The organism is Candidatus Niyogibacteria bacterium (genome assembly GCA_016432485.1).
Taxonomy (GTDB): domain Bacteria; phylum Patescibacteriota; class Minisyncoccia; order HO2-45-28; family HO2-45-28; genus HO2-45-28.
The window spans coordinates 353,977-376,909 of the sequence record CP066691.1 but is presented as its reverse complement, the minus strand read 5'-3'; the positions used below and the strand labels follow the sequence as shown (position 1 = coordinate 376,909).

Genomic DNA, 22,933 nt, shown 5'->3' with positions numbered 1-22,933 from the left:
TAATTTAATTTTTTCATATTTTTATGGAGAAAAAATATTTTTCTTCCTATAAGCCGCCGTTGGTTGATTTTCCTCCGCTGGCCTCCCCCCAGTTAGATTCCTTCCAATGGTTTTTAGACCACGGTCTCAAAGAACTTTTTGATGAATTTTCGCCAGTAGAAGATTATACCGGAAAAGAACTAAGTTTGGATTTCACCGGCTTTTATTTTGATGAGCCAAAATGCGACGAATACCACGCCAAAACTCATAATTTGTCATATGAGGCGCCTCTGCGTTTTCGGGCGCGCCTGACCAATAAACGCACTAAAGAGATAAAAGAACAGGAAATATTTTTAACCGATATGCCGTTGATGACGCCCAGGGGCACTTTTGTCGTCAACGGAGTGGAGCGCGTTGTCGTATCTCTTTTAGCCCGTTCTTTCGGTTTATATTTCACTGCCGATGCTCACGGCGGTCGAAAGCTTTTCGGCGCTAAAATCATTCCATCCCGCGGCGCCTGGCTTGAGATCGCCACCGAACCGGACGGCGCCATATACGTCAGAATAGACCGCAAAAGAAAAATAGCGATTACCGCGCTTTTGCGCATGCTTGGCCTTGCCGACGACGAAGGGATTAAAAAAGAATTCAGCGCGGTTGATAACGGCGGCGAATCATATATTTTGCGCACCCTTGAAAAAGATTCAACTCACGACACCGATGAGGCTTATGTTGAAATATACAAACGATTAAGGCCCGGCGAATTAGCCACGGTTGATACGGCCCGTGGGCTTTTAGAGGGTTTGTTTTCTTCCGACCGCTATGACCTTTCGGCCGTAGGCCGGCATAAAATGAGCGCGCGCCTGGGCATATCCGAAAAGAGCCGCGCTGAATCAAGGATTTTGTCTTTGGCCGACATAGTGGATGTAGTGTCCCAAATCATAAAGATGAATAATGACCCTTCCGCTCTTCCCGATGACATAGATCATTTAGGCAACAGGCGTTTGCGCGGAGTCGGAGAGATGCTTCAGAATAAATTACGAATCGGAATAATGCGTATGAAGCGCACAATCCAGGATCGCATGTCCACTTTGGATATCAATACTTTGACTCCGGCACAGCTGATTAACGCCCGCCCGTTTATGGCCGCTGTTAAGGAATTCTTTACAACTTCCCAGCTTTCGCAGTATATGCGTCAGGAAAATATTTTGACCGAACTTGAACATTTGCGCCGGCTTACGGCCATGGGTCCGGGAGGTTTGACTAAAGAACGCGCTGGTTTTGAAGTACGCGACGTTCACCCGTCGCATTACGGCAGAATTTGTCCGATTCAGACTCCGGAAGGTCCGAACATCGGCCTGGTAGTGCATCTTTCAAGTTTTACCCGTATTAATAGTTTAGGCATACTTGAAACTCCTTACGCCAAGGTTAAAAAAGGAGTGATAACCAAAGAAATAATTTATTTAAACGCTTTTGATGAAGTTAAATTTAATATTGCCTCATCTTCGGTCAGGTATGACGATCAGGGGGTTATTTTGGATGAAGATGTTGAAGCAAGGGTGAAGGGTTATCCCACTATTATAAAGCGCGAGACCGTGGATTTTCTTGATGTTTCGCCGACTCAGGCCTTTAGTATTTCAACCAGTCTTATTCCTTTTCTGGACCATGATGACGCTAACCGCGCCATGATGGGTTCCAACATGCAGAGGCAAGCCGTGCCTTGCGTTCAGCCGCAATTTCCGCTTGTTGCCACCGGCGTTGAGGGGGTGGCCGCCCGGGACTCGGGGCGTTTGGTTATTGCCACCGACGACGGCGCGGTCAAAAAATCAGACGCTTCAACAATTGTGGTTAAATCCGGCAAAAAAGAAAAAACATATAAACTCATAAATTATCTTCGTTCCAACGATTTTACAACCATCACCCAAAGGCCGCTTGTTAACGTCGGCGATAAAGTTAAAAAAGGAGACATCTTATCCGACGTTTCTTCTTCTGATTCGGGACAATTGGCTTTGGGCCAAAACGTTCTGGTCGCTTTTCTTTCATGGGGCGGAGCTAATTTTGAAGACGCGGTGATTATTTCGGAGAAATTGGTTCAAAGAGATATTTTTACGTCGGTCCATATTATGGATTTCAGCGCGGCGGTCAGAGACACCAAACTTGGTCCGGAAATAACAACCTACGATATTCCGAATGTCGGCGAAGATAAATTAAAAGATTTAGACGAAGAAGGCATTGTGCGTATAGGCGCTGAAATTACGGCCGGAGACATTTTGGTCGGCAAGATTACGCCAAAAGGAGAGGCCGATCTTACTCCGGAAGAAAGGCTTTTGCGCGCTATTTTCGGAGAGAAAGCCAGAGAAGTTAAAGACACATCGCTTCGCATGCCTCACGGCCGCAAAGGTCGGGTGGTAGGAGTGAAAATATTTTCGCGCGAAAAAGGAGATCCGCTTGAAACAGGCATAATAAAACAAATTCAGATTGAAGTGGCTGAGGTCAGAAAAATTTCAGTCGGCGATAAACTTGCCGGACGCCACGGAAATAAAGGGGTTATTTCAAAAATACTTCCGGTTGAGGATATGCCTCTTTTGGAGGACGGCACGTCTGTGGACATCATTTTGAACCCGCTTGGAGTTGCGGGACGCATGAACGTCGGCCAGATTATGGAAACGCATCTTGGGTGGGCTGCTGAAAAATTGGGCTATCAGGCGATTACCCCGGCTTTTCGCGGAGCCACGGAGGAAGAAATCAGGGAGGAGCTTAAAAAAGCCGGTATTCCGGCATCCGGTAAAGTTAAACTTTTTGACGGGAGAACCGGCGAATCCTTTGACCAGCCGGTGACTGTCGGCCAAATCTATATGCTTAAACTCAATCACATGGTTGAGGATAAAATACATATGCGTTCAATCGGCCCGTATTCTTTAATCACTCAACAGCCTTTGGGCGGCAAGGCGCAGGGAGGCGGACAGCGTTTCGGCGAAATGGAAGTCTGGGCCCTGGAGGGTTACGGCGCGGCGCATGTTTTGCAGGAGATGCTGACCATAAAATCCGATGACGTCCTGGGACGCTCGGCGGCTTATGACGCGATGGTTCGAGGCGAACCCTTTAAAACTCCTAACGTGCCGGCGTCTTTCCACGTGCTTTTAAACGAGTTGAGAGGTTTGGCCTTGGACATAGATTTAATCGGTTTGAAAGAATCAATCGCCGCCAGAACCCGAAAGGCCGTTCGGGAGGGCGAGGTTTTAAACTCGGTTTCTTCCGAAGAGGCTTAAAAAAATAAATAAAAACCAATGGAAACAAAAGCAACTGATTTTCAATCTATAATTTTAAAGGTGGCTTCACCCGAGCGCATGCTGGAATGGTCCAGGGGCGAAGTGACGAAGCCCGAAACGATTAATTACCGGACTCAACGCGCCGAGAAGGACGGTCTTTTTGACGAGCGTATTTTCGGGCCGGAAAAAGATTATGAATGTTATTGCGGAAAATACCGGCGGGTTCGCTACAAGGGCATAGTTTGTGATAAGTGCGGAGTTGAAGTGACCAGATCCATAGTCAGGCGCGAAAGAATGGGGCATATAGGTTTGGCCGGACCGGTGGCGCACATTTGGTTTTTGCGCGGGGTTCCTTCAAGAATCGGGCTTCTTTTTGATTTAACTCTGCCCGATCTTGAAAAAGTTATTTATTTCGCAAGCTACATAATCATAAAAGTGGATGAGGAAGCCAGAGCCCAGAAATTAAACGAGCTTGAAAAAGAATACAAACAAAAATCTAAAGCCGTTTCCAAAAAAGACGAAACGAACAGGCTCAAAGACGCGTATTCAAGAACAAAGGCCGAATTGGAAAATATGAAGCCCCAGCAGATTATTTCTGAAGTTGAGTATCATCGTTTGAGCCTGAAATACGGGGATATTTTTGAGGCCGGCATAGGCGCTGAAGCTTTGCATCGTTTGGCCAAAGATATGGACCTGAAAAAAACGCGGGACGATCTGGAGGCAAGATTTGAAGAAAGCGAATTGCAGGAAAAAAGAAAGATATTAAAACGGTTGGCTTTGATAAAAGGTTTTATACGCGCGGGCATTCGGCCCGAATGGATGTTTTTGACCGTAATTCCCGTAACACCTCCGGCGCTTCGTCCCATGGTGCCGCTTGACGGCGGAAGGCACGCGACTTCGGACGTAAACGATTTATACCGCCGAGTTATAAACAGGAATAACCGCCTTAAAAAATTACTTGAACTTTCGGCTCCGGAAGTTATTGTCCGCAATGAAAAAAGAATGCTGCAGGAGGCGGTTGACGCTCTTTTTGACAACAGCATTAGGCGCGGACACTCGGCAGTAACGGCCCAAGCGCAAAAGAGGGCGTTGAAATCTTTGGCTGATGCTTTGAGAGGCAAGCAAGGCAGGTTCCGTCAGAATCTTTTGGGCAAGCGCGTGGATTATTCGGGGCGGTCGGTTATCGTTGTCGGTCCGGAATTGAAATTGCATCAATGCGGTTTGCCGAAACATATGGCGCTTGAGCTTTTCAGGCCGCTTGTGATTTCCAAACTCATAATTCAGGGATTCGCGCACAATATCAGGGGAGCCAATAAAATGATAGACGAGCCGACGCCCGATGTCTGGGCCGCCCTTGAAGAAGTTATTAAAAAGAAATTAGTTTTACTGAACCGCGCGCCGACTTTGCACCGTCTGGGTATTCAGGCGTTCCAGCCGGTATTGATTGAGGGAAATGCCATTCAGGTCCACCCTCTGGTCTGTCAGGCTTATAATGCCGATTTTGACGGCGACCAAATGGCGGTTCACGTTCCTTTAACTGACCAAGCTCAAAAAGAAGCCGAAGACTTGATGTGGTCTATTCGGAATTTAACCAAACCCGGAAGCGGCGAGCCGATAGTCAACCCGACCCAGGACATGGTTTTGGGAATTTATTGGCTGACCAGAATTTTGCCCGGAGCTAAAGGCGAAGCCGGGGTGTTTTCAAGCCCCAATGAGGCCATACTTTCATATGAATTTGGAGCAGTGGATTTAAGAGCCAAAATTAAAGTTAGCGTTACTGATACGCCAAAATATAGGGATGTTGTAAATGAGGGAGAATTTTTCTTTGAAACTTCGGTAGGACGTCTTCTTTTTAACAGCGCCTTGCCCGGAGATTTTTCTTTCATAAATAGCGAGGTAAGTAAAAAGGATTTGGGCCGCATTGTCGGCATGTTGATAGCCCATTATGGCAGAGAAGCATTACCCGCGATTCTGGATAAAATAAAAGACTTTGGTTTTAAATATGCCACGATTTCGGGCGTGTCTTGGGGAATGGACGATTTGAAAATTCCTGAAGAGAAAAAGGGCATTATTGACGGAGCGCGGCTTGAAGAAACTAAAGTCGAGGAACAATATTCTGACGGCCTTTTGACCGAAGAAGACAGATATAAAAAAGTAGTTGAGATTTGGAACGGTGTTATGCAGCAAGTTAACGAGCTTGTGCCTAAAACACTGGATAATTTGGGTTCGGTTTTCACCATGGTTTCTTCGGCGGCCCGAGGAACCTGGGCGCAGGTTTCTCAGATGGCCGGCATGAAGGGTCTTGTAAGGAACCCCGCCGGACGCATTATAGAGCTCCCGATAATTTCCAATTACAAAGAAGGTCTCGGCGTTTTGGAATACTTTATCGCCACTCACGGAGCCAGAAAAGGCACGGCCGATACGGCTTTGAAGACCTCGGTAGCCGGGCACCTTACTCGTCGTCTGGTTGACGTGGCCCAGGACATGATTGTTCGGGAAGAAGATTGCAAGGACGCTTCCGGTTTGAGGGTAAGTCGCAAGGATTCAGATGATTACGGCCGCGGATTTGCCAACCGGGTTTTCGGCAGAGTTTTGGCGCATGACGCTAAAGATAAACACGGAAAAACTCTTTTCAAGAAAGGACGTCTTTTGAATTTTGATGATGCCGATTTGATGGAGCGCTCAGAAATTGACGAAGTTTATTTGCGCAGCCCCCTGGCTTGTAAAACTCTTCGCGGCATATGCCAGCAATGCTACGGTTACGATCTTGGAACCAATGAAGTGGTCAGGCTCGGAGAAGCGGTCGGAGTGGTCGCGGCTCAAGCCATTGGAGAGCCGGGAACGCAGCTGACTATGCGCACTTTTCATACAGGAGGCGTGGCCACCGGCGGAGACATAACTCTCGGACTGCCCAGAGTTGAGGAATTGTTTGAGATGCGTTCTCCGGCAAGTCCGGCAATACTTTCCGAATATGACGGCACGGTTTTGGAAATTACGGAAAACGAGCGGGATAAAATTATAAAGATTTTGATAGACCAGCAGGCCAAAAAAGCCAAGAAAGAGGAGGTAAAAGAATACAGGGTGCCTTTCGGCCGGTCTATCCTGGTGGCAAAAGCGTCTTTGGTAAAACGGGGGTCCAGACTTTCTGATGGCGCGGTTGATTTGCATGAGTTATTTAATCTGGCCGGGGCAGAGGAGACGCAGAATTATATTATTTCCGGCATTTCGTATATTTACGCTTCGCAAGGCAGTTCCACCAATTTTAAGCATATTGAATTGATAGTTAAACAAATGTTTTCTCGGGTAAGGGTGGTTGACCCCGGCGATACTGATTTTTCCGTGGGTGAAGTGGTTGAAAACGCCGAAATCATCGAAATGAATAAAAAATTATCTAAAGGCGCCAAGCCGGCTAAGACGGAATTGCATCCTTTAGGCATTACGCGCTCGGCTTTGGCGTCGTCCAGCTTTTTGGCCGCGGCCTCGTTCCAAGAAACGACCCGTGTTCTGATTTCCGCGGCCCTTGAAGGCAAAGAAGATAAATTAAGGGGCTTGAAAGAGAATGTCATAATCGGCCGCATCATTCCCGCCGGAACCGGCTTCAGAAAGGACTTCGGCGAGATTTATGCTCCTGCGGAATCGGAAGAAGAAGAGGCGAAAAGCGCGACTAAAAATTAAAATTACATAAAAAAAGCAGGGGTCCTTTCGGACTCCCTGCGGATTTACGCGGCCGTCAGACCGCGATATGCTGTCGGCGAAACTTCCCGTAAAGGTAAATCGCTAAACCGAAAAACGTTCCCACGCCCAAGGGCAAAAGGATAAGGAGACGCGCTAAAAAGCTCTCCTTAACTTCCCCGCATTCTTTGTATGTGCATGTTCTTTTCGCGTAGAACGCGGCGGATATAGCGTTGATCGCGGCAATTGAGGCAAGAAACACAGCAATTCCGGTTGATGGGCCGGAGGGTGGGGGGAAGAAAGCGAACGCGGCCGCAAGGGTCGTTGCGGCCGCGACGGACACAGCAAAGCTTGCGATTAAGAACCTGAGGTAGTACGTGATGAACCATAAGATGCACGTGGCGGCCGTGGTGACTGCTAGGGCAATCCCGATATAACAACCCCCCGTCAAGTAAAAAGTGACGCCGCCGACGATCGCTTGAAAAACAAAGATCACCGTACTGTATACCCGCCACAACCCGTTCATTTTTTTTCCTTTCCGCGCTCATGGCGCGTTGGTTAAAAGAGCCGTTTCCTTACCTATTTTTTACTTTCCTCATTATAGCAAATACACATGATTTGTCAAGAGTGTTGATTAGCCAAAAATTATAAGCCCCGCAGGTTAAAAATCTATTTCATCAAAAAAAAACGATCGTGCAGAAATGATAAAATAAAAAAATTGCCTCAGCGCTTTTGGGGCGCTGAGGCCGGATTACATCGGGCCGTTTTTTTAGTGTTTTCTAAGGCTCAGAATAACTTCCCGTGCCTCTTGTTGCACTCTTGCAAATCTTGATGCCTCTTTGGTTGGCAGGGCCTTCGGCCTGTTTTTGATTAGCGTTTCCAATAGCGCGTTTTTTTCGGTCGTTAAGGCCGATAAAACTTCCAAACGAGAATGAAGGTTGCCTATGATTATTTCATTTTTTACCAACTTGTTCAGATTGCCGTCGTCTAAAATTTTAGAGATAACGTAGAAAAAAAGAAATATCAATATCGTTACACCCGTCGCTTTTAATGGCGGCAGCCAAACAGACATTTCGGGGAAGCTGAAAAAATTCAGCATAGACTCCATGGCTTTGTCCCTCCGAATGGGTTAATAACAACGGCCCCGTTTCATCCGGTAATAGTATGGTATAGACAAATTAAATTGTCAAGATTTTTATACTTCAATCACCACGGGTAACACCATCGGCCGCCGATGAGTTTTTTGGAAAAGGAATTTGCCGACATCGTCTCGAAGGTTATCTTTTACCCAGGCCCAATTTATGGGGTGCATATTTTGGGCGGCATTTTCAACTATTTTTTTGGTTATCAGTCTGGTTTGATGCAGAAGATCTTTTGATTCGCGAAGATATACGAACCCGCGGGAAATTATATCCGGCGACCCGCGGACTTTTCCCGATTGGGCGTCAACTACGGCAATGATTACGAATATGCCGTCGGCCGCGAGCATCTGGCGGTCGCGCAAAACCACCTCTTTAACGTCGCCAACGCCCAGGCCGTCCACCATAACGTAATTAGTCGGCACTTTTTCGTCCAGCAGTTTAATGGAATCTTTGGTCAGTTCCAGAATCTGGCCGTTGTCCGGAACCACTACATTTTTCGGGTTAATTCCGGCTTCTTCCGCCAGCTTGGCATTGACCGCCCTCATATAAAAGAACCCGTGTATCGGCAGGAAACATTGCGGTTTAACAATCTCCATTGTTTCTTTTAGTTCTATTCTGGTGGCGTGTCCTCCCGAGTGAATGCCGAAAATCTTATAATGATAAACTATGGCTCCTTGTCGGGCCAGATTATCGCGAAGCGTCTGGACGTACATTTCGTTTCCGGGGACGATGGACGAAGAAAATATTACCGTATCGGTCGGCTTAATCCTGACTTCGCGGTGAGAGCCGGAGGCCATACGGGTTAACCCGGCGTTTTCTTCTCCTTGAGCGCCGGTGGTGATGATGACAATTTTATCGTCAGGATGGTCGTCTATTTCTTTTATCGGGATTATGGTTTTTCTTTTTAATTTAATAAGGCCGAGTTCTTGGGCTATGGCAAGGTTGGTCTGCATGCTTCTTCCGGTTACGGCCACTTTTCGTCCGAGCTTATCGGCAATGTGGACTATTTGGGTGAGGCGGTCCAGGAGCGAGGCAAAAGTTGAAACAATCACGCGGCCGCCTGCTTTTTTCAGCAATTCTTCTATGTTTTCTTCAACCTGCCATTCGGGCACTGAACGTCCGGGTTCTTCCGATTTGGTGCTGTCCAGCATCAAAAGCCGGACATTTTTTTTGCCGAGCTGTCTAAACGGTTCAAGTCCCAAAGGTTCTAATTTTCGGTCATAGAAGAATTTAAATTCCCCCGGGTGCGCGATTATTCCGACAGGCGTTTCTATTTCAAGTCCGACGCCCTCGGGAATATTGTGGGTTACCGGAAAATAACGAATCGTAAACACGCCGAGTTTTGTTTCGGTTTTTTCATTAATATATTCAATGTCCAGCTTCGGCGAATAAGGGTAGTCTTCCTGGCGTTTTTGGATTATGGCTGCCGTTAGTCGTGTGGTATAAATCGTGGGATTACCAAGTTTGCTCATCAGCTGCGGTACGGCGCCTATATGGTCGTAATGTCCGTGCGTGATTATTACGCCTCTTATTCTGTCCTTTTTATTTTCCAGATATGAAATGTTGGGGATGATGTAGTCAACGCCGTGCATATTTTCGTCCGGAAACTGAAGTCCCATATCTATTATTAAAATATCGCCGCCATATTCAAAAAACATCATATTGCGTCCGACTTCCGCAAATCCTCCCAGAGCGATTATTCTTAATACGCCTGGTTTGGCCGGCGGTATGAATTTTTTTTGCTGGCCGTTTCCATTTTGATAAACAAAATTCGATCTTGTTTTTCGGTGTCCTCCTCTTTTCGCGGAAACCGGCCTTCTTTCCCTATTTTCTCTTATCATTGGTTGTTTTTATTATTTTTTAATTTTTTATGATTTTATTAATTGTTTTTATGAAATTTTTATCTGCCAGAATTTAGTGCCCCCGAGAGGATTTGAACCTCTACTCCCTTGCGGGAACAGCGTCCTGAACGCTGCGTGTCTGCCAGTTCCACCACGGGGGCGTAAATTTTGGAGATTTAAGATTTTAATTCACTAATATTTTCCATACCATAGCGGTGTAAAGATGCCATTTATTCACGTTGGCGAATCTTTCTGCCGGAACCGTTATCATTCCGGTATCAAAACCTTTTAAATTCTTGGGGACGACGTAGAGATAATACGGCGAATAAAGAAAGGTTGCCGGCGCGTCTTTGGCCACCTCTTTTTCAAAATCCGCGTACTTATTTTTTCTGCCGTCAGCGTCGTTCGTTATTCGGGCCGTTTCAAGAATATTATCCACGGTTTTGTTGGCATAAAGCGCAATGTTCAGGCCCGGGTCGTTTCTTTGGGATGAATGCCAAAAAGCGAAAGGATCGGGGTCTCTGCCGACCACTTGCCCGAAAAGCAATCCCTGGTAATCGCGCGGCCTGATGACGCTCTGGTTCAAATCTCCGATTTCAAAAAGGCGCACTTCCATTTTTACTCCGATTTCCCGCCACATATTTTTGACAAGTTCGGCTGTTTTGACCAGCTCCGGAGTATTGGCGGTTGAAATGTCTACTGACAATTCAATGGTTGTTTTCCCCTTGGCGTTTTTCTCTCTTATGCCACTTTCCTCGTTCAGTTTCCAGCCGTTTTCATCAAGGATATTTTTGGCGCCCTCAGGGTCAAATGATGTTTCGCGTTCTTCATCTATATCTATAATTCCGGGAGGGAGCGGGCCGCTGAGCGCGACACCGAAACCATTTAATACGTTTTTAACCAGATTTTCTTTATCGGTCGCCATATCCAGAGCCAGTCTTACTTTTTGGTCGCGCGTCGCTTCGGATTTATTCTGGTTAAAAAATATGCCGAAGATTCTGGGTAATATCAGGGTTTTTAAGCTTGATTCGGAACCTCTTATTTTTGACGCGTTTACGGCCGATAGCGACCCCAAAGAATCTAAGCCGCCGATTTCATAAGAAGCGAGCATTTCTGGCTCGGAATTATAAAACAGCATTTCTATTTTTGGAATCAATGGTTTACCTAGAGCGTAGGCCTTGAACGATTTTAGGCCGTAGGCGGTTATTATTCCCGAGGAATTTCGTTTGACGCTATTTATTTCATAGGGGCCCGCGCCTATTGGCTGGCGGTTGAACTCGGAAAGACTTAGCTGTTCGGGCGATGCATTTTTCCATAGGTGTTTGGGTATGATTCCTATAGTGGTGTTTTCAAGAAACGGCGCGTATGGTTTTTTGAGCAAAAAACGCAGGGTTTTTGGGTCAATAATTTCTATTTCCACTCCTTCCCAATTAGCCCTTACCGGGCTTTTTACCGCCGGGTTTTTAGCCGCGTTTACGGTAAAAGCCACATCGTCCGAGGTTAAAGGTTTTTCATCGTGCCAGATTAGATTATCTTTCAGTGTGAAAGTATATGATAAGCCGTCTTCGGAAACTAAATAGTCGTCAGCCAATTCTTTTTCAAGTCCGCCCAGGCCGTCAGATTTCATAAGTCCGGCGTATATCAATGTCGTAAGATCGCGGTCAGCATCGGTTGAGGCCAGTATTGGATTTACCAGATATGGAGTTCCGATTACGCCTTCGCGCAGCATTCCACCCTCCACTGGAATGGCCATGGCGAATCTTTTTTGCAGGTTTACCCATGTGCCGAGGATGCCGATAAAAAGCAGCAGAAACAGGATTAGGAGGGCGACTTTTTCTTTGGTCGCCATGCTCTTAAGCGCCGGTTTAAGCTCTGGAGCCGATGGCGGATTTAAAACGCGGCTTTTGCGAAAAATAGATATTATTTTTTCTTTTACGGACACAAATGTTTGTGGAATTTAGAATAGACCCAAAATCGCAAGAATTAGAAAAATGGCTCCCAAAATGACGGTGCTTGTGAAAATTACTTTTTCGAATCCGCGTTTTGTGCGGTAAATGTTTCCCTCTCCGCCAAAAGCAGAACCAAGGCCCACTCCCCGTTGTTGTAAAAGTATAGCGCCAACTAGGAGCAAAGCCACAACTATTTGGGCGTAAGGCAAAAGAGTTTTAATAAACGCCATTTATTTAAGTATAGGGCAAAGAGTCCATATTGTCAAGTAATCGCGCTTAAGCGGAGTTTTTTGTGGTAGGTGATGGCAAAGCGGTGCGCCTCGTCGCGAAGGGAGGTTAAAAACAGATTTTGACTAATTTCTTAAAATTTAGTACAATAAAACCAATGAAAAAAATTATTCAGTTTCATATTTATAAGGGCGACAATCAGTATATAGCACAGGGCATTGATTTGCCGATTGTAACTCAAGGAAAAACCCTCGATGACTTAACTAAAAACATCCAGGAGGCGGTTGAGCTTCAGTTAGAAGGCGAAAATCTGGCCGATTTTGATTTAGCCCCGGAACCATCAGTTTTGGCAAATTTTGAACTGACCGCCAAAGTCAATGCCTAAATTAAAAATTCTTTCTGGCGAAGATGTTATCAGAATTTTTAATAGCTTTGGTTTTTCTGTTGATAACCAAAGAGGCAGTCATATAAAACTTAAAAGACGCGTTGGCGATTTAAAACAGACGATGACCATTCCAAACCACAAAGAATTGGATCGCGGGACCATAAAAGCAATTTATAATCAGGCGCTAAGATATATTTCCGAAAACGATTTAAGAAAGGAATTTTATGCTGAATAAAAAACCGCCAAATATGCCCGCCTAAAACATAGTAGAAAAAGACCCTAAAATAAAAGTTTTTTGCATCGTGGCCTAAACTAAGTTTAGGCCAAGGCGGCAGAGCGGAGTTTTTTGTGGTAGGTGACGTCGCTTTGCTCCCCAGAAACCCTCGGTTTCTGGCGTCTCGTAATTACGGACTGTTTTCCTACACGGGAGAGAATGCTCTCTCCCGACCCCTCTCTAAATTTCTTATAATCGAGTTATTGCTTGCTTTGCGCGCAATTTCCGATGATAAGAAATTGCAAATCTGTGGGCTTCGTCGCGCATAGAGGTTAAGAGGTGCAGAAGCGGTTCCGGGCCGTCTTTCAGTTTAATAATGCGTCCGTTCGGCAAATATAGTTCCTCTTCGCGCTTGGCCAAAGCCGCAATGGTCCAAGTCCGACTTAGACCACTTGGGATGAGAGCAGATATAGCGGTGTTGAGCTGGGCTTTTCCTCCATCAACTATAATCAAATCCGGTTTCGGCCAGTCCGCGTGTTTAAAACGGCGTATCAGCGCCTCTTTGAGCATGGCTACGTCATTCGGTTCGCTTCGCGTTTTAATTTTAAATTTTTTATATTCTTTTTTATCCGGCATGCCTCCGGTAAAAACAACCATTGAACCGACGGCTAGTTTGCCCTGCAGGTTTGAAATATCAAAAAATTCAATTCTTTCGGCACCCTTTAATCCGAGAGTTGTTTTTAAATAATTCAAACCTTTTTCCCGCCACGATTCTTCGTCCCGGGATAAAAACGGCCGGTGTGAGAAAATATTTTCAAGCGCTTTAATCGCGTCTCTTAATTCGGCCGCGGTTTCATATCTTTTTTCTGCGGACGCGACTTCCATATCCTGAACCGTTTTTTTAATAACCGATGAATAATTTCCGGAAAGAATTTTTTTGATTATTTTTATATTTTCTTTATATTTTTCAGCGCGCGCCTTCGCGTTCGGATAAAATTCGGGCCATTTATTTTCCTTCAGGCAGCAAATCCCGAGGCAGCGGCCGATCGCGGCTTGCTGGCAGGGACGGGAATGTTTTAGTCCGCCCATAATCGCGCATTGGCAGTAGGGGAAGGCGCGGCGCAAGTTTTTCAAAACGGTCTTTATCGCCCATCCGTCAGTAAACGGCCCCACCTTACCCGACATCGGATGTCGAGTAAGGTGGGGTTGGTGGGTTATATAAATTTTTGGGAATTTTTCGCGCGAAAACGCGACATAAAAATATTGTTTATCGTCGCGCATTAAAACATTGTATTTCGGGCGATATTTTTTGATGAGCGCGGCCTCCTGTATCAAGGCCTCAATATCCGAATTCAATTCGCGCCAGGAAATTTTTGAGGCCTCTTTGAGCATAGCTTGTTTTCGGCTGTCAAAATCATCGTGTCTGAAATATGACATCAGGCGCATTCTTAAATTTTGCGCCTTTCCTATATATATGGTTTTTCCCGCGCCATTTTTGAAGAAATATACTCCGGGAGTGAGGGGGGCATTAGCTACTTGATTTTTATTTACCATTATGGTATTATATAGCTGAATTGAAGTTTTGACAAGTCAATGAATCCCACATCTCTAAGGAGAAATGTGATGAAAGAGCTTAAAGTCGCGATTCGAAGGCATTTTTGCTTGAACGTGGGTTGTTTTTTGTGGTGGCTGGGAGGTTTTGCCACAATTGTCTGGATTAAGATTTTGTTGGCCGATGCTCTGGGTTTGGTACAGGCAGGCAGAGCGCTGACCACCGAAGCGACCCTAGCTTATCTGATGTTTTTGGTGTTTTGTCTCGGCGCCAAGAGCATCAATAAGACCAATAAAAAGGAGGATGGCGCTCACATTGACCGGTTCAAGGGTGAGTTTTGGATGGTTCTTCTTTATGTTTTTTGGCTGTTCGTGATTCATGATTATTTCACTGCCACCGGTTTCAAGTTTCTTTGGTGGGGTGAAGTGAAAAAGATACCCGAACAGCTGCACTTCACCATTTTCGGCGCGTCAGCCGTTCTGGGGTTCTCTCGCGCAGGCGATATCTGGAAGATGATTAAATCAGGCCTGCCAGTTCTTGGGTTTAAGGCGTAGAAATAAAGTCCCCGCCCCCTCAGTGAGGAGGCGGGGGCTTTTACATTGACTTATCCTTGACGCGGCTATATAATGGATAATTGTCCATTTTTTAAAATGAGCTCTCAAGACAAAAAAGGCCTCGTTGACTTTATCCGCATCAAGGGCGCGAAAGTCCATAATTTAAAAAATATATCGCTTGAAATACCTAAAAACAAACTGGTGGTAATCACCGGTCTTTCCGGTTCCGGCAAATCGTCGCTGGCGTTTGATACCGTTTATGCCGAAGCCGAACGCAGGTTCGTGGAATCCCTTTCAAGCTATGCCCGCCAATTTTTGGGTCTTCGCGAAAAACCGGATGTGGAAGCCATTGAAGGACTTAGTCCCGCCATTGCTATTGACCAGCGCTCCGTAACCAGAAATCCCCGCTCAACCGTCGGCACCATAACCGAAATTTACGATTATTTTCGTTTGCTTTTCGCGCGATTGGGAGAGCCCAGATGCCCCAATTGCCAAAAAGCCGTTAAAAAGCAGACGGCCGACGAAATCATCCGCAAGATTATGTCTTTGCCTAAGGGTATAGCCGTTCTCATTTTGGCGCCGGTGGTCAGGGGCAGAAAAGGCGAGCACAAAAAAATATTTTCCGAAATACAAAAAAAGGGATTTTTGCGCGTCCGTTTTGACGGCGGAGTGATGAGGACCGAAGAAGCGCTGGATTTAGATATTGACCCGAAAAAGAAACATTCCATAGAAGTTGTCGTGGACCGCTTAATAATAGCCGGCGATCTGGACAGGAGCCGTCTGCACGATTCTTTGGAAATAGCGCTTAATTTGGGAAGGGGCCTTGTGGGCGTGGCTCCGGCCGAGGAATACGGCGGCGCCAAAACAAGCGATAAAAATTTTAAGGAAATTTTATTTTCCGAGACATTTTCTTGCCCCGATTGCGGGGTTTCTCTGCCGCCCATAGAGCCGCGGCTTTTTTCTTTTAACAGTCCTTACGGCGCCTGTCCCGCCTGCACGGGCCTCGGCACCAAGCTTGAGGTTGATTCCGATTTGGTCTTGCCCAATAAAAATTTAACTTTGGCCGAAGGAGCCATTCAGCCGTGGTCTCGCGCTTCCCATCGCGTCGGACGCCAATCGTGGTATTGGTGGATGCTTGAAGATTTGGCATCGCGCCACAATTTTTCTTTAAACGAGCCGATTAAAAATTTGCCCAAAAAAGTTATTGATTTAATTTTGCACGGAGAAAAAGAAAGTGCTGAAGAAAAAGGATTTGAGGGGGTTATACCCAATCTGGAACGGCGTTGGAAAGAAACCGATTCCGAATGGACTCGCGCGGAAATCGAGCGCTATATGCGCCTGGAAATTTGCCCGGCTTGTTCCGGCGCGCGTCTCAAGCCGGAAGCCCTTTCGGTTTTAGTCGGCGGAAAGAATTTATCCGAATTGTCGGCTTTACCGGTTTCCGAAACAATTGATTTCATCAAACAGCAATCGCAAAAAGAATTACCCAAAAGCCAAAAGAATGCTTTCGCGCCGTTATTTAAAGAGATACTAAGACGCTTTAATTTTTTAATTGATGTCGGGCTGGAATACATAACGCTTGACCGGTCTTCGGTCACTCTTTCGGGAGGAGAGGCGCAGCGCGTGCGGCTTGCCACTCAAATCGGCTCGGGGCTTTCGGGGGTGGTTTATGTGCTTGACGAGCCGTCGGTCGGCCTGCATCCGCGCGACCACAGCCGCTTGGTTGCCACGCTTAAAAATCTCCGAGATATGGGCAACACGGTTTTGGTGGTTGAGCACGACCGTCATACCATGCAAAACGCCGATTGGATTATTGATTTGGGGCCCGGGGCCGGCAGCCACGGGGGAGAAGTTATTTTTGAAGGAACTTATGACCGGCTTAAAAAAGCAAAGACGTTGACCGGGGACTATATTGCCGGGCGCAAAAGGGTGGAGATACTTGATCGCAAATTTTCAATTGCCAATTCACAATTTTCAAAATTAAAAAAACTCAAAATTCGCGGGGCTTCGGAACACAACCTCAAAAATATTGATGTTGAAATTCCTTTAGGCGCTTTGGTTTGCGTTTCAGGGGTCTCGGGTTCCGGAAAATCAACTTTAGTCAATGATATTTTAGCCAGAGCTTTGTCGCAGCATTTTTACGGTTCGCGCGCGGCTCCGGGCAAACATAAAACCATAGAGGGCGTCCATAACATAGATAAAGTCATTACGGTTGACCAGTCGCCGATAGGCCGCACTCCCAGGTCTAATCCCGCGACTTACACCGGCGTCTTTTCATTTATACGGGAAATTTTTGCCCAGACCAGAGAAGCTCGCTCCAGGGGCTACAAATCGGGGCGGTTCAGTTTTAACGTGAAAGGCGGCCGATGCGAAGAATGCGAGGGACAGGGCGTTAAAAAAATTGAAATGCATTTTTTGCCGGATATCTACGTGGAGTGCGAAGAATGCAAGGGCACCAGATACAATCAGGAGGCGCTATCAATCCGTTACAATGAAAAAAACATAGCCGAGGTTCTGGCAATGAGCATTGAAGAAGCTCTGATCTTTTTCAAAAATATTCCGCAAATAAAATCAAAATTGGAAACACTAGACGATGTCGGACTTTCTTATATGAAATTGGGTCAGCCGGCCACCAATCTTTCCGGAGGAGAGGCGCAGAGAGTCAAATTGGCGACGGAACTTTCCAGAAAATCAACCGGAAAGACACTTTATATTTTGGACGAACCAACCACGGGTTTGCATTTTGAAGATGTGCGGAAACTTTTGAAGGTCTTGGCGGCTTTGGTTGATAAAGGCAATACTGTTTTAGTAATTGAGCATAACCCCGATGTTTTAAAAAACGCCGATTGGATTATTGATTTGGGGCCGGAGGGAGGCGGAATGGGAGGAGAAATTATCGGCGAAGGGACTCCCGAAGACCTGAAAAAGAATAAGAAATCCTATACCGGCAAATGGCTTTAAACCTCTCTTGACAATAGTTTTGTTTTGCCTACAATAGGGGATATAAATCAATTAGCACTCTTTGGTCAAGAGTGCTAAAATGGAAATTAGAAATTAGAAATTTAAGCAAATATGGTCAAAATTAAACCATTAGGCGACAGGGTTCTTCTGGAGCCCTTGAGCAAAGGAGAACTTGAAGGCAAAAGCAAATTAGGAATCATCATTCCCGACACCGCCGAAAAAGAACGTCCCGAACAGGGTCGGGTGGTGGCGGTTGGCGACGGCCGAAGAGATGAAGACGGAAAATTGATTCCGGTCGGTCTTAAAAAAGGCCAGAGGGTTTTATTTTCAAAATACGGCCCAAATGAAATAAAAGTTGATGGGCGCGAATATCTTATTGCCAAAGAAGAAGACGTTTTGGCGATTATTGAATAATGTAAATATGGCTTCCGCCTAAAATTTAAGCAAATATATGGCTACCCCGACACAAACTTTGCGAAAAATTAAACTTTTAAACTTTTTTACTTTATCACTCTAAAATTTAAGCAAATATGGCAAAACAAATATTATTTAATGAAAAAGCGCGCGAGGCGCTCAAACGCGGAGTGGACGCGCTGGCTAACGCGGTTAAGGTTACTTTGGGTCCGAAAGGACGCAATGTCGTTTTAGATAAGGGATTCGGCTCTCCGACAATCACTAATGACGGCGTAACCATAGCCAAAGAAATTGAGCTGGAAGATAAAGTTGAAAATCTCGGAGCCGAGATTATAAAAGAAGTCGCCACTAAAACTAACGATGTCGCGGGCGACGGCACTACTACCGCCACGATTCTTGCCCAAGCCATCATTACCGAGGGTCTTAAAAATGTGGCCGCGGGCGCAAATCCCATAGGTTTAAGAGCGGGTATAGAAAAAGCGGTCGCGGATGTCGTTTCGGAACTGAAAAAAATATCCATCCCCATTTCCAGAAAAGAAGAGATAGCGCAAGTCGCGACCATTTCGGCAAAAGACGAAGCCATCGGCGAAAAAATAGCCGATGTTATCCATAAAGTCGGGAAAGACGGCGTAGTCACGGTTGAGGCCTCGCAGACCTTCGGCATCTCGCACGAAATTGTTGAAGGCCTGCAATTTGATAAGGGATACATTTCTCCCTATATGATTACCAATTCCGAAAGGATGGAAGCGGTTTATGAAGACCCCAGAATTCTTATTACCGACCGAAAAATTTCGGCGATTTCGGACATCTTGCCTCTTTTGGAAAAACTGGCCCAGACCGGCAAAAAGGAACTTATTATTATTGCCGAAGAAGTTGATGGCGAAGCGCTGGCAACTCTTGTGGTAAATAAACTTCGGGGTATTTTTAATTCATTGGCTATTAAAGGCCCGGGCTACGGAGATCGCAGAAAAGAAATGTTGGAGGATATCGCTTTGGTTACCGGAGCTAAAGTAATTTCTGAAGAGGCCGGAATGAAACTTGAAAATACGGATTTAGCGATGCTTGGTTCTGCCCGTAAAGTTATTTCGGCTAAGGAAAATACAACCATCGTCGGCGGCAAGGGCAAAAAAGCGGATATTGAAAAAAGAATATCTCAAATCCGCAAACTCATAAGCGAAACCGATTCCGAATTTGACCGCGAAAAATTGGAAGAGCGCCTGGCCAAACTTTCCGGCGGAGTCGCGGTGATTCGCGTGGGAGCCGCAACCGAAGTGGAACAAAAAGAAAAACAGCATCGTATTGAAGACGCGGTTTCGGCCACCAAAGCTGCGATTGAAGAGGGGATTGTTCCCGGAGGCGGAGTGGCTTTTGTTCGGGCGTCAGCCGCGCTTGAAAAAAATATTTCCGAAACGGAAAAAACCGACGCTGACCATGATGAGCGTCTCGGCTATCAGATAGTTAAAAAAGCCATCACGCAGCCCCTATGGCATATTGCGGAAAACGCGGGCGTTTCCGGCTCTGTCGTGGTTGAAACCGTGCGCAAGTTCAGGGGAGCTAAGGGGTATAATGCCGCTACTGGAGCGTATGAGGATATGATTGAAATGGGCATAGTGGATCCCACCAAAGTAACCCGCTCAACTTTGCAAAATGCCGCGTCCGCTTCGGCTATGTTTTTGACCACCGAAGCCGTTGTGGCCGAAAAACCGGAAAAGAAAGAGGCCTCTCATATGCCTCCTTCCGGAATGGAGATGTAAATTTTGGTTTTGACTTGATAAATTTGCTATCATAAGCCATATGACGATTTTATATTGGATTATAGCCATATTTGTTCTGATAGTTTTGTGGGTTATTTACGCTTATAACCGTTTTATCACTTTGCGTTTTCGGGCCCAAGAGGCGCTTTCGGATATTGATGTCCAGTTGAAACGCAGATTTAATCTTATTCCCAATTTAGTGGAAACCGTAAAGGGCTATATGCGCTATGAAGAAAAAGTTTTGACCGGCGTGACTGAAGCAAGAGCGCGAGTTGCTTTGGCAGGAGGCACTCCGATTGAACGCGAAGGCGCGGAAAACGCGCTTTCCAACACTTTAAAAACACTTTTCGCGGTTGCCGAAAATTATCCTGATTTGAAAGCCAATGCCAACTTTTTGGACCTTCAGCGCGAGCTAGCCGATACCGAGAACAAAATTCAGGCCTCGCGCAGGTTTTTCAACACGACCGTTCGCGACCTGAATACCAAGATTAATTCTTTTCCCTCAAATCTTATAGCTTCAATTTTCGGATTCGGCGAGGAAAAATTTTTTGAAGTTGATTCGGCTCAAGAACGCGAAGCGGTGAGCGTAAAGTTTTAACTTTTTATTTTAATTGGTTTTAAGTAAACACTAACTAACGGCCGTCGGCTTTTGTTATACTTTTCCCCGCTTCTTTTCTTTGCGCGGGTTTTTGTAAAAAATCAAATTAACCATGTTGTAGCGATAGCATCAATGTGGTAATTTCGTTTTTTTATTGTTTATCATTCCCGCCCCCCTTTTGCAGTAGCCCACAAATTTTCAAAAAAAGAGTGCATCATTTGGGAAAGTTCTTGGCTTGTGACGACAAAACCCAATCCTCCGCGCTCATAAGTTATGACCGCTATACGATTGTCAAAAATATGCAGCATGCCCGGAAAGTCAAAATTCGGCGGAAGATAGCGAATATTGCTTAACTTGCTTTGATGGCGTCCTGATGGGTCAAATTGGTGGTGTTTTTTATCTGTCTCAAAGCGAAGCGCTTTTGAAAATATTCCAAGTTTTTTTCTCCTTGCCCCGTACCCCATATGCCCAAACTCGGTCAGAAATTTATCTGCTGAACCCACGGAAAGAACGGTTTTGTCTTTGGTTGCAAGAATTTCGTCAATAATGCTCTCCACCCCTCCTTTTCCTTCAAAGAGGCGGACATTTCCTGTGTCAACGGGCGGCTTAATGTCTTTAGCAAGCGTTTCAATAAGCCGTTCGGCTAAAATGATTCTGGAATCAAAATAATCTTTTAGTTTCCTCGGATGCTCGGCATAAAATCGTTCGGTTCCGCGCTCATTATACGAGCTTACCAGCCCCATTTGTTTTAGCGTTTCAAGTGTGTAATAGACGCTAGTTCGTTTTATGCCGGTTTTTTTGGCAATTGTTCCTGCCCGAGCGTCGGCCAAAGAAAGCAAGGCTCGATACACCTGCTCGGTTTTTTCATCTATGTTTAATCCCTCTAAAATGCGTTTTGCCATAACTGACGAAAATTTTCGTCAACACTATCTTAGCAAAAATGTACTTAAAAATCAACAGCTCGGCCGGATTTGTCGGAAGTTTAAGTACAGTCTTTAATATGGTGTTATTTTTAAATTGCTATACGGATAGGCCGTATCGCAGACGAAGTTCTTTGAAAAGGAGACACAACCATGAAAGTTGGGTTTCGAGGAAAACCGGCTGACAGCGAGAACGAAACAATCATATTGACAGCCGAAACAGAGGCGGAGCAAAAAATTCTTAATAAATTTTATAGGTGCGGTGCGGCTAGTGTAGTTCGTTTTTTCAAACTTCGGTCCGGAAATATCGAAATGATGTATACGGATCCAGACTCTCCAATGCCAGATTTCTGGTAAAAGGAGGGGTCATGAAAATAAAAGAGAAGGTTGCCTATAGATGTGTTTTGTGTAAAATTGGTGAAATAATTCACACCCAAAACGTAGAGATCGAAAAAGAAGGCGATTATCATCGATTCTGGGGAAGTGGTTGGATTTTTAGAATTATTCCCAGAGATGAAAAGGTTTTCGGCGGCCGGTTGTTGAAGAAACGGCCCTCTGAGAAATGGCCTTCGGACAGGTGGCGAGAAAAACTTGGTTGGGCGTGGACATCCTTAACAGTGGAAGAACTAGAAAACAGATTCAAGCGATTTTTAGCTCTAGATAATGCGGAAAATAGAGAGAACCCCCCTGGCGGCATATGTAAAAAATGTTTAAAGAAAAAAGAAGTCAAAACCCTTGTGGATAGCGGCTTCTTGGAAGTAAAATGACCTTAGAGTTTCCTAACTTTTGGAGAACCAAATGAGCCGGACGGAATTTTTTCGAAGAGTTGTTCGTCAGCTTAATGGCGATCCGGAAGATGTTTTGCGCGTGGCGCATGCGTATTGGTTGGCAAAGGAAGTGCACAGAACGCAAAAAAGAGACGGAGGCGAAAGATATTTTGAGCATTGCAGACGGGTCGCCCTTCTTACTATGGATCATGGGTGTTACGATGCTGACTCCGTAATTATCGCCCTTTTACACGACGCTCTTGAGGACAGCTTTATTCCGTTGGTCGTTGTTCGTCAATTATTTGGAGCAGGGGTCGAAGAAGCGATTTGCGCTCTTTCAAAAACAGAGACAACCTTTTATGAATACGACGGCTCAGTCAGAAAAATTAAAAAAGATCCCGCGAAATATTTTGAAGATATAAAAATCCATCCAAATGTGGTTGTCCCGGTTATTAAATGCTGCGACCGCTTGGATAATTTGCGAACTTTTGGGATATGGCCAGTTGAAAGAAAGGTAAAATATGTCATTGAAACACGCGAATACTTACTTCCGCTTGCATCTGAAGCTATAGGAGGAAATCATCCCATCTGCAAAGATTTGAAAAATGAAGTAGAGCGTTTGGCTTCGGAATTTAATTTGCACGAGAGTCGCGCTTAACGCGACTTTTTTTATTCCGCTTGAGGTAAACACCAACTAACGGCCGTCGGCTTTTGTTATACATTATGATTTGTTAAAA

Annotated in this window: 18 protein-coding genes and 1 tRNA gene; 11 read left to right on the top strand and 8 right to left on the bottom strand. The window is 45.5% G+C overall.

The annotated features are described in order from the left end of the window. Positions 1–23: 23 nt before the first annotated feature. Both HYY55_02020 and rpoC read left to right on the top strand, forming a co-directional pair. Positions 24–3,245, top strand: a complete 3,222-nt coding sequence (locus tag HYY55_02020) for a DNA-directed RNA polymerase subunit beta (protein QQG46601.1) — start codon at positions 24–26, stop codon at positions 3,243–3,245. An 18-nt stretch (positions 3,246–3,263) separates the two neighbouring features. After that, complete coding sequence (gene rpoC, locus HYY55_02015) at positions 3,264–6,920, top strand: DNA-directed RNA polymerase subunit beta' (protein QQG46600.1); 3,657 nt, start codon at positions 3,264–3,266, stop codon at positions 6,918–6,920. Between the two features lie 55 nt (positions 6,921–6,975). On the opposite strand, the gene HYY55_02010 is transcribed toward rpoC, so the two are convergent. The 6 genes from HYY55_02010 to secG all read right to left on the bottom strand — a co-directional run bounded on the left by HYY55_02010 (position 6,976) and on the right by secG (position 12,079). Continuing rightward, positions 6,976–7,443, bottom strand: coding sequence for a hypothetical protein (locus HYY55_02010; GenBank protein QQG46599.1), 468 nt, complete (start codon positions 7,441–7,443; stop codon positions 6,976–6,978). A gap of 243 nt (positions 7,444–7,686) precedes the next feature. After that, complete coding sequence (locus tag HYY55_02005) at positions 7,687–8,025, bottom strand: hypothetical protein (protein QQG46598.1); 339 nt, start codon at positions 8,023–8,025, stop codon at positions 7,687–7,689. Between the two features lie 87 nt (positions 8,026–8,112). Continuing rightward, positions 8,113–9,900: a ribonuclease J gene (locus HYY55_02000; GenBank protein QQG46597.1), complete on the bottom strand. Its 1,788-nt coding sequence runs from the start codon at positions 9,898–9,900 to the stop codon at positions 8,113–8,115. Between the two features lie 77 nt (positions 9,901–9,977). Beyond that, positions 9,978–10,061, bottom strand: a tRNA-Leu gene (locus tag HYY55_01995). Between the two features lie 23 nt (positions 10,062–10,084). Next, positions 10,085–11,842, bottom strand: coding sequence for a hypothetical protein (locus HYY55_01990; GenBank protein ID QQG46596.1), 1,758 nt, complete (start codon positions 11,840–11,842; stop codon positions 10,085–10,087). 15 nt (positions 11,843–11,857) lie between these two features. Then, on the bottom strand, positions 11,858–12,079 hold the full coding sequence (gene secG, locus HYY55_01985) for a preprotein translocase subunit SecG (GenBank protein QQG46595.1): 222 nt from the start codon (positions 12,077–12,079) through the stop codon (positions 11,858–11,860). 155 nt (positions 12,080–12,234) lie between these two features. Here secG and HYY55_01980 point away from each other — a divergent pair, with 155 nt between their 5' ends. Together HYY55_01980 and HYY55_01975 are read left to right on the top strand one after the other, a co-directional pair. Continuing rightward, positions 12,235–12,462: a type II toxin-antitoxin system HicB family antitoxin gene (locus tag HYY55_01980; protein ID QQG46594.1), complete on the top strand. Its 228-nt coding sequence runs from the start codon at positions 12,235–12,237 to the stop codon at positions 12,460–12,462. Continuing rightward, positions 12,455–12,697 carry a type II toxin-antitoxin system HicA family toxin gene (locus HYY55_01975; protein ID QQG46593.1) on the top strand — a complete coding sequence of 81 codons (243 nt, stop codon included), beginning with the start codon at positions 12,455–12,457 and terminating at the stop codon, positions 12,695–12,697. Before HYY55_01980 ends, HYY55_01975 begins: the two co-directional genes overlap by 8 nt. Before the next feature lie 228 nt (positions 12,698–12,925). On the opposite strand, the gene HYY55_01970 is transcribed toward HYY55_01975, so the two are convergent. Further along, the gene (locus HYY55_01970; protein ID QQG46592.1) at positions 12,926–14,230 is read right to left on the bottom strand and encodes a GIY-YIG nuclease family protein; all 1,305 of its coding nucleotides are present in this window, start codon (positions 14,228–14,230) and stop codon (positions 12,926–12,928) included. Between the two features lie 69 nt (positions 14,231–14,299). Between HYY55_01970 and HYY55_01965 the strand changes: the two genes are divergently transcribed. The 5 genes from HYY55_01965 to HYY55_01945 all read left to right on the top strand — a co-directional run bounded on the left by HYY55_01965 (position 14,300) and on the right by HYY55_01945 (position 20,509). Next, the gene (locus HYY55_01965) at positions 14,300–14,782 is read left to right on the top strand and encodes a hypothetical protein (protein QQG46591.1); all 483 of its coding nucleotides are present in this window, start codon (positions 14,300–14,302) and stop codon (positions 14,780–14,782) included. Between the two features lie 96 nt (positions 14,783–14,878). After that, complete coding sequence (uvrA, locus tag HYY55_01960; GenBank protein QQG46643.1) at positions 14,879–17,743, top strand: excinuclease ABC subunit UvrA; 2,865 nt, start codon at positions 14,879–14,881, stop codon at positions 17,741–17,743. A gap of 111 nt (positions 17,744–17,854) precedes the next feature. Next, positions 17,855–18,157: a co-chaperone GroES gene (locus tag HYY55_01955; GenBank protein QQG46590.1), complete on the top strand. Its 303-nt coding sequence runs from the start codon at positions 17,855–17,857 to the stop codon at positions 18,155–18,157. Positions 18,158–18,273: 116 nt separating this feature from the next. Next, a complete protein-coding gene (groL, locus tag HYY55_01950) occupies positions 18,274–19,911 on the top strand; it encodes a chaperonin GroEL (GenBank protein QQG46589.1) in 1,638 nt (545 codons plus the stop codon). A gap of 40 nt (positions 19,912–19,951) precedes the next feature. Then, on the top strand, positions 19,952–20,509 hold the full coding sequence (locus HYY55_01945; GenBank protein ID QQG46588.1) for a LemA family protein: 558 nt from the start codon (positions 19,952–19,954) through the stop codon (positions 20,507–20,509). Between the two features lie 161 nt (positions 20,510–20,670). Here HYY55_01945 and HYY55_01940 read toward each other — a convergent pair whose 3' ends face one another. After that, positions 20,671–21,411, bottom strand: coding sequence for a hypothetical protein (locus tag HYY55_01940; GenBank protein ID QQG46587.1), 741 nt, complete (start codon positions 21,409–21,411; stop codon positions 20,671–20,673). 386 nt (positions 21,412–21,797) lie between these two features. On the opposite strand from HYY55_01940, the gene HYY55_01935 reads away from it, so the two are divergent. Both HYY55_01935 and HYY55_01930 read left to right on the top strand, forming a co-directional pair. Continuing rightward, complete coding sequence (locus HYY55_01935) at positions 21,798–22,196, top strand: hypothetical protein (protein ID QQG46586.1); 399 nt, start codon at positions 21,798–21,800, stop codon at positions 22,194–22,196. A 31-nt stretch (positions 22,197–22,227) separates the two neighbouring features. Then, on the top strand, positions 22,228–22,854 hold the full coding sequence (locus HYY55_01930; GenBank protein QQG46585.1) for a bifunctional (p)ppGpp synthetase/guanosine-3',5'-bis(diphosphate) 3'-pyrophosphohydrolase: 627 nt from the start codon (positions 22,228–22,230) through the stop codon (positions 22,852–22,854). Positions 22,855–22,933: the final 79 nt, after the last annotated feature.